14 protein-coding genes are annotated in these 13585 nt (G+C 57.5%); 6 read left to right on the forward strand and 8 right to left on the reverse strand.

Annotated features, from left to right (window positions below):
• Nucleotides 1–18: 18 nt before the first annotated feature.
• Nucleotides 19–1542 (reverse strand): DUF2125 domain-containing protein, encoded by a 1524-nt coding sequence (locus ACR0BD_RS13385; protein WP_480831132.1) that lies wholly within the window; start codon nucleotides 1540–1542, stop codon nucleotides 19–21.
• 139 nt (nucleotides 1543–1681) lie between these two features.
• On the opposite strand from ACR0BD_RS13385, the gene ACR0BD_RS13390 reads away from it, so the two are divergent.
• Genes ACR0BD_RS13390 through ACR0BD_RS13400 form a run of 3 tightly spaced genes read left to right on the forward strand, consistent with a single transcriptional unit; the run spans nucleotide 1682 to nucleotide 3764 of the window.
• Nucleotides 1682–2425, forward strand: coding sequence for an SDR family oxidoreductase (locus tag ACR0BD_RS13390; RefSeq protein WP_480698004.1), 744 nt, complete (start codon nucleotides 1682–1684; stop codon nucleotides 2423–2425).
• Nucleotides 2422–3030 (forward strand): enoyl-CoA hydratase/isomerase family protein, encoded by a 609-nt coding sequence (locus ACR0BD_RS13395; RefSeq protein WP_480831134.1) that lies wholly within the window; start codon nucleotides 2422–2424, stop codon nucleotides 3028–3030. The genes ACR0BD_RS13390 and ACR0BD_RS13395 overlap by 4 nt, the downstream gene beginning before the upstream one ends.
• Nucleotides 3027–3764 (forward strand): VOC family protein, encoded by a 738-nt coding sequence (locus ACR0BD_RS13400; protein ID WP_480831136.1) that lies wholly within the window; start codon nucleotides 3027–3029, stop codon nucleotides 3762–3764. The genes ACR0BD_RS13395 and ACR0BD_RS13400 overlap by 4 nt, the downstream gene beginning before the upstream one ends.
• Here the strand turns inward: ACR0BD_RS13400 and ACR0BD_RS13405 are convergent, their stop codons facing one another.
• Nucleotides 3765–4061, reverse strand: a complete 297-nt coding sequence (locus ACR0BD_RS13405; RefSeq protein ID WP_480831138.1) for an HNH endonuclease — start codon at nucleotides 4059–4061, stop codon at nucleotides 3765–3767.
• Between the two features lie 48 nt (nucleotides 4062–4109).
• On the opposite strand from ACR0BD_RS13405, the gene ACR0BD_RS13410 reads away from it, so the two are divergent.
• Complete coding sequence (locus tag ACR0BD_RS13410; RefSeq protein ID WP_480831140.1) at nucleotides 4110–5294, forward strand: TIGR03862 family flavoprotein; 1185 nt, start codon at nucleotides 4110–4112, stop codon at nucleotides 5292–5294.
• On the opposite strand, the gene holA is transcribed toward ACR0BD_RS13410, so the two are convergent.
• The 4 genes from holA to ACR0BD_RS13430 form a co-directional block, all read right to left on the reverse strand.
• Complete coding sequence (gene holA, locus ACR0BD_RS13415) at nucleotides 5286–6314, reverse strand: DNA polymerase III subunit delta (RefSeq protein ID WP_480831142.1); 1029 nt, start codon at nucleotides 6312–6314, stop codon at nucleotides 5286–5288. The genes ACR0BD_RS13410 and holA overlap by 9 nt on opposite strands.
• The gene (gene lptE, locus ACR0BD_RS13420) at nucleotides 6311–6802 is read right to left on the reverse strand and encodes an LPS assembly lipoprotein LptE (protein WP_480831144.1); all 492 of its coding nucleotides are present in this window, start codon (nucleotides 6800–6802) and stop codon (nucleotides 6311–6313) included. Before lptE ends, holA begins: the two co-directional genes overlap by 4 nt.
• On the reverse strand, nucleotides 6789–9323 hold the full coding sequence (gene leuS / locus ACR0BD_RS13425) for a leucine--tRNA ligase (RefSeq protein WP_480831145.1): 2535 nt from the start codon (nucleotides 9321–9323) through the stop codon (nucleotides 6789–6791). The genes lptE and leuS overlap by 14 nt, the downstream gene beginning before the upstream one ends.
• Nucleotides 9324–9395: 72 nt before the next feature.
• Nucleotides 9396–9887 (reverse strand): DUF3576 domain-containing protein, encoded by a 492-nt coding sequence (locus ACR0BD_RS13430; RefSeq protein WP_480697996.1) that lies wholly within the window; start codon nucleotides 9885–9887, stop codon nucleotides 9396–9398.
• Between the two features lie 281 nt (nucleotides 9888–10168).
• On the opposite strand from ACR0BD_RS13430, the gene ACR0BD_RS13435 reads away from it, so the two are divergent.
• Together ACR0BD_RS13435 and ACR0BD_RS13440 are read left to right on the forward strand one after the other, a co-directional pair.
• Nucleotides 10169–11167 (forward strand): porin, encoded by a 999-nt coding sequence (locus ACR0BD_RS13435; protein WP_480831147.1) that lies wholly within the window; start codon nucleotides 10169–10171, stop codon nucleotides 11165–11167.
• Between the two features lie 102 nt (nucleotides 11168–11269).
• A complete protein-coding gene (locus tag ACR0BD_RS13440) occupies nucleotides 11270–11929 on the forward strand; it encodes a YggS family pyridoxal phosphate-dependent enzyme (protein WP_480831149.1) in 660 nt (219 codons plus the stop codon).
• Here the strand turns inward: ACR0BD_RS13440 and ACR0BD_RS13445 are convergent.
• Nucleotides 11913–12413 carry a L,D-transpeptidase family protein gene (locus ACR0BD_RS13445; protein ID WP_480831151.1) on the reverse strand — a complete coding sequence of 167 codons (501 nt, stop codon included), beginning with the start codon at nucleotides 12411–12413 and terminating at the stop codon, nucleotides 11913–11915. The two genes, ACR0BD_RS13440 and ACR0BD_RS13445, sit on opposite strands and share 17 nt — an antisense overlap.
• Complete coding sequence (ribA, locus tag ACR0BD_RS13450) at nucleotides 12410–13504, reverse strand: GTP cyclohydrolase II (RefSeq protein ID WP_480831153.1); 1095 nt, start codon at nucleotides 13502–13504, stop codon at nucleotides 12410–12412. Before ribA ends, ACR0BD_RS13445 begins: the two co-directional genes overlap by 4 nt.
• Between the last annotated feature and the right edge of the window lie 81 nt (nucleotides 13505–13585).

Genomic DNA, 13585 nt, shown 5'->3' on the forward strand with positions numbered 1-13585 from the left:
CTACCTTCCCCAAAGCGGTTACTTGATCCGCTGTCCGTTAGCCAGAATCTGACCGTCTTCCTTGAATTCGATCTGCGAATTCAGCGTGTCCGGCTCTTCCCCTGGTACTGCCATCAGGCCCATCATCATTCGCGCGCCAAGGGCGTCGCTGTCCGACATCAGGCCCATACCGATCAGCTTGTCGATCAAACCGTTCGCTCCGATCAGTTGCAGGTTTGCGGTTCCTTTTGGTGAGGGTAGGCCACCCAGCTCTTCGGTGTTCGAGTTGTCAAAGTCGAAATCCGCGTCGCCTGTCAGTTTGGCCCCGACCAGTGACACCAGCAATTCGTTGATCTTGAGCGAATGCAACTCGCCCGGGGCGCTCTCGGAGAATTCCAGCGACTCGATCGCTTCGGGGTCAAAGAAATTGGTCAGCACTTTGGCGGTACCCGTTGCATCCAGCGCGATTGTCGCCGGGTCGCGCGGCAATGCGCCCGCCGGGTCAAAAATACCCCAAAGCACATCCGACATTGTGAAGTCGGTCAGGTTCATCGCAAAACCGAAAGGCTGAATCTCTTCAGATTGCTGAACGGGAAACTCAAAGCTCAGCCCCGCATTGGCCATCGCAAGTTCGATCGGAAATGGCAGGTCCGCCGTCGTCACGGCCACTTTCGCGCTGTTCTGCTCGATGTCATAGGCCAGGCGCTGGGCGTCAAAGCTTGCTGCAAAACGGCCGCCCTCGGATTCGCTGCCGAGTGAGAACGCTTCACCTTCGCTGGTGCCTTCTAGGGCGGAATTGCCCGCGCCGTAGGTGAACGTACCTGCGAACTCGAACCCTGCATCATAGAACGCCTGCGTGTCCGAGAAATCGAATTCGGATGGAATCACGCTGGTGCCTTCAAATGTGAGATCCCTGAGCGATCCGTCGACCTTCGCGTTGCCTTCGCCCTCGGGATCGTCAAACACCAGACCATAGCTGAGGCCTGCGGCAGTGAATGTCTGATCAACATCGCGGTTTTCGCCGATCTTCATCCGGGAACTACCGGTCAGGTCGGTCATCTCCATGTTGGCCGCAAGCGCATCTGCTGGCATGGGTTCACCATTGACAGATACACCATCCAGTTTGATCCCCAGCGCATCTGCCGAGTAGTCATAGGTCATATCGTCAGGCGAGCCGGATACAACCATCGTCAAACCGCTATGCGTGTAGAGGATATCGGTCGAGAACGTCTCGCCATCACCTTCGCCAGATACGGTCATCGGAAAGCTTTCCGGGAAGCCAATGCTGACCGTACCGTCACCGTTTTCCGTCAACGACATCTGCGGGACTGTCATCTGAAAGCTGCCGTCTTCTTCGGGCAACGACATGGTCAGGTTCATATCGGTGATGTTCAGGACATTGCCGTCGGCGGATTGTTCACCCTCAACGGTGTACCCCATCTGGGTCAGGTAGGTCTGCCAGTCATTCCAGACATCCTGTGCGGTGACATCGGCCAGCGCCCCCTGAGAGATTGCGGCATAGGCCAAAGCTGCACCGCAACTGCGGCGTAGGAAAACGGACATAATAGAACCCTTCTTGATCAATTTTGCGGGCATCGTCGTGCCTGTTGCGTCGGGCGTCAAGGGGCAAGGACTAGACCCTTTCCCCATTCGCGCGGTAGACGTTCACACAATCTAAAAACAACGGAGGTACAGGGTCCAAATGCAAGGAAAAACCGTACTGATAACAGGAGCAAGCCGCGGTATCGGTGCCGAGGCGGGGCGCGTTTTTGCCGCAGCGGGGGCGAATGTTGCACTGGTTGCACGCAACAAGGATCAGATCGCGGCACTTGCTGATGCATTGGGCGATAACGCGATTGCGTTGCAATGTGACGTCAGCGATTTCGCGCAGGTCGAACAATCTGTTGCCGATTGCGTTGATCGTTTTGGTGGTCTGGACGTCTTGATCGGCAATGCAGGTGTGATCGACCCGATCTTTCACCTCTCGAATGCCGATGTTGGCGCATGGGGCAAAGCCATCGACATTAACCTCAAGGGGGTCTTTCACGGTATGCGCGCGGTGCTGCCGGTGATGCGCGCTGCGGGGGGCGGTACTGTCATCACGGTTTCATCTGGCGCGGCCTCGAACGCGATAGAAGCCTGGAGCCATTATTGCGCCTCGAAAGCCGGGGCCAAGATGTTGACCGAGTGTTTGCATCTTGAAGAATCCATCCATGGTATTCGCGCTATGGGCCTTTCACCGGGGACCGTCGCAACGGATATGCAGCGCGTGATCAAGGCCAGTGGAATAAACGCCGTCAGCCAGCTGGACTGGAGTGATCACATCCCCGCTGACTGGCCTGCCCGCGCGCTGTTGTGGATGTGTTCGCAAGATGCGGATGAATTTCTGGGGGCAGAGATTTCATTGCGTCGGGAAGATATACGGAAAAGGGTAGGGCTTACGTGATCGATTTGAACAAGGCCGACGGTTTGTGGACGGTCACGCTCAACAACCCAGGCAAGGCAAATGCGCTGACCGGATCCATGTTGACCGAGCTGTGCGAGATTGCCGAAGCCGCGACAGCGGCGCGCGCGCTTATCCTGACCGGAGCGGGAAAAGTATTTAGCGCCGGTGCCGATCTGGATGAGGCTCGCGCGGGGCTGGCAACTTCGGATTTGTGGGAACGATTGTCAGGTGCAATCGCGACCTTGCCATGTCTGACAGTTGCCGCGCTGAACGGAACATTGGCGGGTGGGGCAAACGGAATGGTGCTGGCCTGCGATATCCGTATTGCGGTGCCATCTGCCAAGTTCTTTTATCCGGTCATGAAGCTAGGGTTTCTGCCTCAGCCCTCTGACCCGGTCCGGATGGCAGCCCTGATCGGACCGGCACGGACCAAGATGATTTTGATGGCAGGACAAAAGATCACAGCGGAGGAGGCTTATACTTTTGGCCTTGTAGACCGTGTGGTCGATCCCGAGGATCTGATGCCCACAGCCCAGCAGTTGGTGGCCGACAGCGTGGCGGCAGACCCAAAGATTGCTGCCGGAATCGCGAAGGTCTGCTCATGAGGTTATCCGGAATACGCCTGCGGGTGGCTGATCCCGACAGGCTTGCTGCATTTTATCAGAACATACTTGGCATGTCGGTTCGACCGCAGGGCGCAAGTCTTCGTGTGGGATACGCAGGGCAAGACGCCGACATACTGCTCATGCCGGGCGGCGGGGGCTATGTCCACGATCGCGGGCAGCGGTACTGGAAAATCGGCTTGACCGTTCCTGACGTGGATCTTGTGGCCTCGTACCTAAGGGCCAACGGGGTCGCGGTATCGGACCCGCAGCAGTTTCTGGACATCGGGTACATGTGCCATCTTCAGGACCCCGAAGGTTTTGTCATCGAGCTGTTGCAGCACCGTTTCGAGGGCAACCGCCCTGATAACGCCGCAGACCCAAACGCTCCTTTTTCAAATGCCTGTATTGGTCAAATCACCCTGAGGACAGGCGACATTGCGGCTGAAGATGCATTTTGTCGGGGGCAAGGCATGCGTTTGTTGTCGATGCAGGACGTGGCTCAATACGGCTTTGACCTCCACTTTTACGCCTTTACAGACGAGACGCCGCCAGAACCGGATTTGTGGGCTGTCGAAAACCGGGAATGGTTATGGCAACGCCCCTATACGACGTTGGAGTTTCAGCACTTGTCAGGCGGACAGTTTGCGCCGGTTCCAGACTATCGCGGACTTGAGTTCGAGGGCCTGACAGAACCGCTGAAGGATGCGTTTGGCGATACGGTCCGTCCTGGATGATCAACGCCTGCGCCGTTTGCCGGGTACTTTGGATCGAAACCCCGGCGGGCGTTTGCGGACCCACGCCAGGAACTTTTCCAGCCGGGGGTGCCCGCGAAGGGCCTCGACCGTGTAGAATTCCCGGGCAAGTTCGGCTTCGGTCAGGGTTGCGTGGACCTCTTTGTGGCAGATGATATGCAGTAATACGGTGGGTCCACCCTTGCCCCCTTTGAGTTTTGGGATCAGATGGTGCAGGCTGCCGCCCCCGTCAGGGATTGGGCGGTCGCAAAGCGGACATGTCGGATCACTGTTCGTCATGGCTTGGGTAAAGATGCGCCAGACGGCGTGAAAAGCAAGGGGACGTCGATGGCGCAGGCAGTGGTAATCGGGGCTGGACCCGCTGGCCTGATGGCCGCGGAGCAGTTGTCTGACGCTGGCCACGACGTGCTTGTGGCCGAGGCCAAACCTTCGGTTGCACGCAAGTTCCTGATGGCAGGTAAGTCGGGCCTTAACCTTACAAAAGATGAACCGTTCGAGGTATTTTTGGATTCCTACTGTAAGGCTTCAGACTGGCTGCGCCCCATTTTGACCGAATTTGATGCCGCTGCCGTTCAGGACTGGGCGCGGGGTCTGGGACAGGACATTTTTATCGGCTCGACCGGGCGGGTGTTTCCCACGGCGATGAAAGCCTCTCCTCTATTGCGCGCGTGGTTAAGCAGGCTGGACAGCGGGGGTGTTCAGATCAAGACGCGCTGGCGTTGGACGGGCTGGGATGGTCAGGCCCTGGTTTTTGAAACCATAGAGGGCAGGCAAACGGTTGTTCCCGATGTCGTTGTATTTGCACTGGGCGGGGCAAGTTGGGCGCGGTTGGGATCAGATGGGGCCTGGGCGCAAACCCTAATTGACAAGGGCGTTGATCTTGCCCCTTTCGCGCCTGCAAATTCCGCGCTGTCCGTGGGGTGGAGCACTCATATGCAGCCACATTTTGGTGCAGCGCTAAAGACTGTTCGATGGATCGCCGGGGAATTGGAAAGCCGGGGTGAGGCCGCGATTTCAGCCACCGGGTTGGAGGGCGGCGGCCTGTATTCCCTGACGCCAGCATTGCGCGACGGGGCGGACCTGTTCGTCGATTTGTTACCTGATCTGGACGAGGTCAGTTTGCAAAAACGTTGGGCCGCCAAGAAACCAAAAGTGACGTTTTCCCAGTGGATGAAAAGGTCGCTTCATCTGCCTCCGCAAAAGATCGCCTTGTTTCATGAGATGGCAAAGCGATGCTCTCTTCCCAAATCGCATGAGGTCGCCGCGCTCAAAAAGCTACCCGTTCTATTCGAAGGGTTGCGCCCGATGGGCGAAGCAATCTCAACCGCGGGTGGCGTTAAGCAAGCTGCACTGGACAAAGGGCTTATGCTTAAGGCACGGCCCGGTGTTTTCTGCGCAGGGGAAATGCTGGACTGGGAAGCCCTTACCGGAGGGTATTTGCTGACGGCTTGCCTTGCGACCGGGAAATGGGCCGGGCAGTCCGCAGCCCATTGGGTGCAAGGATCAGCGTGACCGCGCCAACATAGCGAGGCGGATCAAGGCACGCTCGACCAAGGCCATTGCGGGTGCGGTCTGCCCCGCTGATCGTAGTGATAGGTCGGTATCTGTCAAAACAGTCAGGGCTGTTTCCAATTTCGGTGCACCCCAACCCTGCGCTTGTCGCAAAATGCGGTCGCGGCGTTTACCGTAAACAGGTGGGCGTAGTTTTCCGATCCCCTGAGCTGCCCCTCCGGGGTCAGAGGCACAAGCATACAACGTCCGAAAATGTCTGGTCGCACCAATGCACAACGAAACCGCGTTTGTGCCTTGCGATTGCAAACGGCGGATCAGAGGGCCAATTTCTCCGGCGCGACCTTCGGCCACGACATTAAGGACGTCGTCCAACGCCGCTTCTGTCGAGCGTGGCGCGCAGGCTTCGATATCTTCGATTGACAGTTCCGCCGTATCCTGACGCTTGTAAAGAGACAGCTTTTCAACGGTTTGTGCAAAGTCTCCGGGGCTGATTGCTGCTGCCAGTTCGGTCAAGGCCGACATTGAATCACGCGGGATGTTCTGTAACCCGGCCGTGGCGAGCACCCGCTCGATCTCGGCCCGGGATGGAGGATCATCGTAGATGCCCACGGCATAGGCTGCAGGATGAGCCTCAAACGCTTTGCGGATTTTCGAACTTGGTTTGAGCTGTCCGGCCGTTACGATGATCTGGGCATCGCCGAGGGCCCAGTCTTCGAATGCGGCGATGATTGCCGGGGCGGCCACATCGGTTGTGTCCTCGACAAACACAGCGCGAGGTCCGGGAAAGAAGCCAACGGCTTTGACTGCATCCAGCAACAAAGCTGGATCGCTGCGCAAATCCGCGCCGGGCATCCGGGTGAGCCGCATCTCTTCTTCGGCGGCGTCGCCAAGCAGTGCCGCCAGAACCTGTTGACGTTTCAGCGCAACACGCATCGCGTCAGACCCGTAGATCAGTAATCCCACCTTATCCGCGTCGGGTTTGGCGAAATATCCTTCAGCCTCGCGCGGGCTAAGCTTCATTTGGTTAGGTCCGGGGTCGCGTAAAGGCGAGTAACGATCTGGTCCGAAAGGATTACCATGAGCCTTTCTACCGCGTCCCGTTCGTCTGCCAGCTCTGAAACTGTAGAACCAGCGGCTGAATAGCCTACAAAATCCGCTACCGTTCCGGACGTCAAAACCTGACCAGTGGCATTTGACCTTAGGGCGAAATCTGCGCGACCTTCGATCGTGTATCGGTCTGTTTCGTTTGTCTGCGTGATGGCAGCGCGGCGACGAACTGTCGAAACGTTGACGTTCAGCCCATAATCCTTGCCGGAACTTGCACTGCGACCCAGACGTTGTTCCAGATTTTCAACCAGAAGAAAGCTTTCCACGGTGTTCGGCGCGGAAACTTCCACCCTGCCGTTCAAGGCAGCGCCCGAACCACCGGGGGCGTAAACCGGCTCAAAGCCACAAGCGGCCAAAGCCAGTGGCAACATCAAAAGAGTTCTGCGGTCAAACAACAACATTCACGATCCGGCCGGGAACAACGATCACTTTCTTTGGCGTAGCGCCATCCAGCGCCCTTTGCACAGCTTCGGTGCTGAGCGCGATATTTTCAACCTCTGCTTTGTCCATATCCTTGGGGACACTGATTTCTGCGCGGCGCTTGCCGTTGACTTGGATCGGCAGCGTGACGGTGTCGTCGATCAACATCGCCTCGTCCGCGACAGGCCACGCGGTTGTGGCGACAAGCCCTTCACCGCCCAGCAGCTGCCAGAGTTCTTCGGACAGGTGAGGGGTCATCGGCGACATCAGTTGCGCCAGCGTTTTAGCCGCCGCGCGCTTGGCTTCGGTCCCGGCTTTGGATTTCGCAAGCGTATTGGTGAAAGCATAGAGCTTGGCGATCGAGGCGTTGAAGCCAAAGGACTCAACCCCGCCCGACACATCGTGGATGGCTTTGTGCATCTCGCGCAGCAGGGTTTCGTCTTCGGCGTTGGCCGGGACATCCGCCTCGGCGATTTCAGAGGCGATGCGATGCACGCGGCTTAGATGCTTGAACGCGGCCTCGGCCCCGGATGCGGTCCATTCCACATCGCGTTCAGGCGGCGAATCGGACAGCACGAACCAACGTGCGGTATCGGCACCAAAGGCCGAGATGATGCTGACCGGGTCGACCACGTTTTTCTTAGATTTCGACATTTTGGCCGAGGGGATGATCTCGACCTCGGTGCCGTCAGCCAGTTTTCCGTCGGTCACGTCCTCGGGCAGGTGATAGACCGGGCGGCCATTGGCGTCGCGGGTCTGATAGATTTCGTGAGTCACCATGCCTTGGGTGAAAAGCGCATTGAACGGTTCGATCGCTTTTTCTGGCAGATGGCCGGTGATCTGCATCGCCCGCGCAAAGAAGCGCGAATAAAGCAGGTGTAGAATCGCATGTTCGATGCCGCCGATATACTGGTCGACATTCATCCAGTATTCGGCCTCGGCCAGATCGGTGGGCGTTTCGGCACGGGGCGCGGTGAAACGGGCAAAGTACCACGACGAATCGACGAACGTGTCCATCGTATCGGTTTCACGCTTTGCGGCCGCCCCGCAAGACGGGCATTCGCAGTCGCGCCAGGTTGGGTGACGATCCAGCGGGTTGCCGGGTTTGTCAAAGGTCACATCGTCGGGCAGGCGAACCGGCAGGTTTTCTTTCTTCTCGGGCACCACACCGCAGGCATCGCAATGCACGACGGGAATCGGGCAGCCCCAGTAGCGCTGGCGGCTCAGGCCCCAATCGCGCAGGCGGTATTTGGTTACACCTTCGCCCCATCCGGCCTTTTCGGCGAAATCGACGGTGGCGTTGATCGCTTCTTCACCTGGGGCTTCGGTCAGGCCGGCGAAATGGTTCACCCAGCGGACTTTCTCGGTCTTCGGCGGGACGAAGGCGATCTTGTCGACCGGAGTGTCGTCATCCAGCGCAAAGAACGTATCGACCACGGGCAAGCCGTATTTGCGGCAGAAATCCAAATCGCGCTGGTCGTGCGCCGGGCAAGCAAAGATCGCGCCGGTGCCGTAGTCCATCAAAATGAAATTAGCGATCCAGACCGGTAACTCCCAGTTTGGGTCCAGCGGGTGTTTGACGGTGATGCCGGTGTCATATCCCAGCTTTTCCGCGGTTTCGATGGCCTCTTCCGTGGTGCCACCCTTGCGGCATTCGGCAACGAATTCAGCGACTTCAGGGTTCTCAGCTTCCAGCGCTTTGGCAATGGGGTGATCGGGCGAAATGCCTACGAAAGACGCGCCCAGCAGCGTGTCGGGCCGAGTTGTATAGACAGTAATCGGCTCTCCGCCATCGGTGCGGTCGAATGAAAACTGCAACCCGCGCGATTTGCCGATCCAGTTTTCCTGCATCAGGCGCACCTTTGCAGGCCAGTTCTCCAGAGTGTCCAAAGCATCGAGCAATTCCTCGGAATAGTCCGAGATCTTAAAGAACCACTGGGTCAACTCGCGGCGTTCCACCAAGGCCCCTGAGCGCCAACCGCGCCCGTTCTCTACTTGTTCGTTGGCCAGAACGGTCATATCGACCGGATCCCAGTTCACCACGGCGTTCTTGCGATTGACCAGCCCGGCCTCAAGCATATCGAGGAACAGCGCCTGCTGTTGGCCGTAATATTCCGGGTCACAGGTGGCGAATTCACGCGACCAGTCGATGGACAGGCCCAGAGGCTTCATCTGCCCGCGCATGTCGGCGATATTCCCATAGGTCCAGTCTTTCGGGTGGCCACCGATAGCCATCGCGGCGTTTTCCGCTGGCATCCCAAAGGCATCCCAACCCATCGGATGCAGCACGTTATGTCCCGTCGCCAGCTTGTGACGGGCAATCACGTCGCCCATCGTATAGTTGCGCACATGCCCCATATGGATTCGGCCAGACGGGTAGGGGAACATCTCAAGCACATAGTATTTCGGCTTGTCCGCCTTGTGATTGGCGGCAAAGATACCGGCCTTGTCCCAGGCCTCTTGCCATTTTGCTTCGATTTCGTTGGCCAAGTAGCGCGACATGGTGCGGTCCTTCGTGAATGAAAACGCCGGGTAAGAACCCGGCGTGGTATTAGTGCGATTTTCCGCGGGTTGCTAGAACTTGTTGTCCGCAATGCGTAGCTGTCGCGCACGGGATAGAATCGCATCCTCAACCGCGCGCGTGGTTGCTGCGCTGACAGGTGAGCCGCCGCTGGTCTGCAGCGAGACGGATAAGGAACGTGCCGCCAGTGCAGGATCACTGATGTGGACTGTAGCGCGGTACTGACGTCCGCCGCCCGGAGGAGTGCCGTAACCTGTTACAATTACACCAGTAAACGGGTCTACTTCTTCGACAGGTAAAAAGTTGAGAATATCCAGCGACGCTGTCCACAAGTACCTGTTCACACTGGCAACCTGTTCTGCGTTTCCGGTGTTAAATACATCCCAGATTGTGGTGCGATTGGGATCGTTCAACGCGCGCTCTTCCGAATTGCTGCCATCAGACGTCAATTGCAGGTTTGGATTCGGTGGCGCGTTGCGATTCTCCCCGCAAGCCGACACTGCGACGGTCACTATGATCAAACCGAAAATCGTCTGCAGGCGCATTGTCGAGGTGTCCTGTTTTACTGGGTCTCACTTGCTGAGTGATACTCCTAAACAACGTTATGTTTGGCAACAACCCTATTCTTGTCACATGCCAGTGGGATCAGGGGCGAACTACGCCCTCAAAATGACTGTGGCATCCTTGCACCAATCTGTGGCCAAAGCGATGGTCACATTTAAGCCATGCTTGCGTGAAGGGGGCAAAACAAGCGAAACGGTTCCCGTGCTGAGACACGTGCAATGACATGTGTCGAGTAGAAAACTTTGAAACCGAGGGAAACAAGATGAAAAAAGTTCTCTTCGCATCGACCGCTTTGCTGGCAACTGCAAGCATGGCGTCGGCCGACATTAATTTCAGCGGCTTGGGCCGCTTTGGTATCGGATACCTGGAAGACCGCGACGTAACTTCCGGTGACCCAGAAGCCAGCGATACCATCCTGATCTCGCGCTTCCGTCTGAACATCGACGGTACTGCAGAAACTGACGGTGGTGTTGAATTCTCCGCTCGTGTTCGTTTGGAAGCAAACGAAGACGCGTCTACTGGTGAAGCAAATGCAGCTGCTCTGAGCGGTGCGCGCTTCTCGGTAATCTTCGGTGGTCTGCGTGTTGACGCGGGCAACGTATCGGGTGCCTTCGACAACCTCGCAAACTACTACGGTTTCGAGCCTGGCCTGGAAAACTTCATTGGTCAGTACTCGGGTGTTGACTATGACTTCGTGACCTTCCAGTCGACCGGCGCAGGCGACAACGCTGTATTCTTCCAGTATGCAGTTGGCGACTTCGCGTTTGGCGCATCTTACGACCAAAACACCACGCTGAACGGCAACAGTGGTCTGGCCTCGCTGTCCGGTGAGGACATCTGGGACGTAAGCGTTACCTACACCTTCAGCAACATCACTGCTGCTCTGGCATATGGTCAAACCGGTTCGCAAACCGGTGGCGACGACCCAAGCCTGCTGGTCTTCACCCTGGGCGCCGAATTCGGTGACTTCTCGGGTACTCTGTTCCTGGCGGACGAAGAAGACACACCTGTGAACAGCGCTGGTGAAGAAACCGACGGCACAGCATGGGGTGTTTCGGCAGCCTACAACGTTGGTTCGGCTCTGACCCTGACCGCCGCTTATGGTGACGGTTCGGCAGACGGCGACACCCAGCAGTACGGTATCGGCGCGATCTACGACCTGGGTGGCGGTACTTCGCTGCAAGGTGGTATCGGCAACACCGAAACCGGTGATGCAGACAGCCAAGTCCGTGCAGACTTCGGTGCGGTATTCAACTTCTAAGTTGATCTGAACCGTAAGGTTTAAGGGCAGGTCCTCGGACCTGCCCTTTTCTTTTGCGCTGACATGGTGTTTTCCTGCGCTCAGATCAGAATGAGGAAGCCCATGTCACTGCAAGATATCACCGCCCGTGTCAGGAAAGCCGAAGGTGCTGCGGGTCGGGCCGAAGGGTCCGTGCAGTTGATCGCGGTGTCCAAAGTCCAACCGAATGAACGTGTACAGGCAGTGTTGGAGCTGGGACATCGGTGTTTTGGTGAAAACCGGGTTCAGGAAGCCGCTGGAAAGTGGCCTGAATTCGCAAAGCAGTTTTCAGATATCGACCTGCATTTGATCGGCCCACTGCAGACAAACAAAGCGCGACAAGCCATCGAGCTTTTCACCGCCATACATTCTGTGGATCGACCGAAGCTGGCGAACACCCTGGCGCGGCTGGCCCAAGAAACGGGATCCTGTCCGGATTTGTTCATTCAGGTCAACACAGGTGAAGAAGATCAGAAGGCCGGAATTTTGCCGGCTGATGCGGATGCATTCATCTCTGATTGTCGGAATCTTGACTTGCCGGTCGTCGGCCTGATGTGCATCCCACCGGTGGACGAGGAACCCTCGCTGCACTTCGCGCTGCTTGCCAAAATTGCCGAGCGTAATGGTCTTACCGGATTATCCATGGGCATGAGCGGGGATTTCGAGCAAGCCATTGCGTTGGGTGCAACGCATGTACGCGTCGGGTCAGCTATTTTTGGAGATCGGGTCAAGCCCCAGGGATAATCAGGCGCGTTCCAATATCAACGCGCCCAGCGATCCAATGCAAATGAGCACGGCTGAACGCGATGCATCCTTCGGTCGGATAGCCAGGGCGTCTCCATTGATGCAGAAATATCGCCGAACCCTGTCCCGGGACAGCGTTGGGCCAGTTCCAGTCAGTCAGCAAGACAAGATCATAGAGCGGATCTGCCCGACGCAGCTTTTCATGGCTGAATGCGTAAGGGGCGCGAACCATTTGGTTGTATGCGCCATCGCGGCTGTCATCTGACCACAAATCCCGTGGTCCAATCGGAATAGCCCATTCCGCCGGACGTGCAATCCGGTCAGGGCGATACAGTATCCCGGCGATGTGGTGTATTCCCGTGGGGGTCGCGCCGTCCCCTTCGTGCTTTGTGTCGCTCAACCCGTTTTTGCCGATCGAACATGGGAAAACTCGTCCTGCAAACCGAACGCCTTGGGGGGTCAGGACAAGGTCGTCAGGGCTCACAGCAAATGGCCCGATTTGGCCGCCTTGGTCGCCAGATAACCCCGGTTATGAGCGGTTTCTCCGACTTTTAGTGGAACCCGCTCGGTCACTGCGATGCCCGTTTTTTCCATCATCGCAATCTTGGCCGGATTGTTGGTCAGCAGCCGGACCGAATTGAAACCCAACGATTTCAGGATATCAGAGCCCAGCCGGAAATCGCGCTCGTCATCTTCAAAGCCAAGGCGATGGTTGGCTTCGACTGTGTCAAATCCCTGATCTTGCAGGAAATACGCGCGCATCTTGTTGGCCAGTCCGATCCCGCGGCCCTCTTGGTTGAGGTACAGCAGAACGCCTGCTCCCTCAGATCCCATTTGGGCAAGAGCCCCCCGCAGTTGCGGACCACAGTCACATTTCAAGCTGCCCATGAGGTCGCCGGTGAAACAGGCTGAATGCAGTCGGGCCAGAACAGGCTTGCTGCGATCTGGACGACCGATTTCGATTGCATAGTGTTCTTCGCCGCCATCCTCGGGCCGGAAAACATGCAGACGACCGGCTTCGGAGACTTCCATTGGAAGGCGCGCTGCCACGATAGGGCTCAGGGCGCTGCGATCCGCCATATGGGGCGCGGCGCGTGTATGATCTATACTGGTCAACCCATGAGCCGCCGCAAAGCCACGGCCATCCTCGACCGGAACAACGACCGCCGCCGGCAATAGCCGTGCGGACTTAGTCAGGGCAATGGCAATCCGGTGCAGATTGGCGTTGCCCTGCCTTTCCGTCATCAACGGTCCCTTCATCGGCGCGCTCAGATCATCCGAGGGGTCGGCGACAGCCTGAACCCATCCGATATCCGCGTCTGCGGGGATGACGACTCGGGCCAGATCGCCGTCATAAGCCCGCGCTTTGAGCGTTTCGGCCCGCCGCACGGTGATCGCCACCACAGGTTCGCCCCCCAGACTGCGCAAATCGGCCAACCGCTGCGCGCTCAGCGTTTCTGACGCGATGGCCAGAACGCTGAATCCGCTGTCATCGGTCAGAACGACGGGCACTCCCATGCGCAGGTCCGCGCGGGCCCTGGCCAGCAATTCCGTAGTATCGGGGATCAAACTCATCTCTGTTACCCTGTAACGAACAGACCCTCGTGTAGCCTGATCCGAGGGAAATGTGAAACAATTCCTACTCATCAGACACGA

The organism is Ruegeria sp. G5, assembly GCF_056533365.1.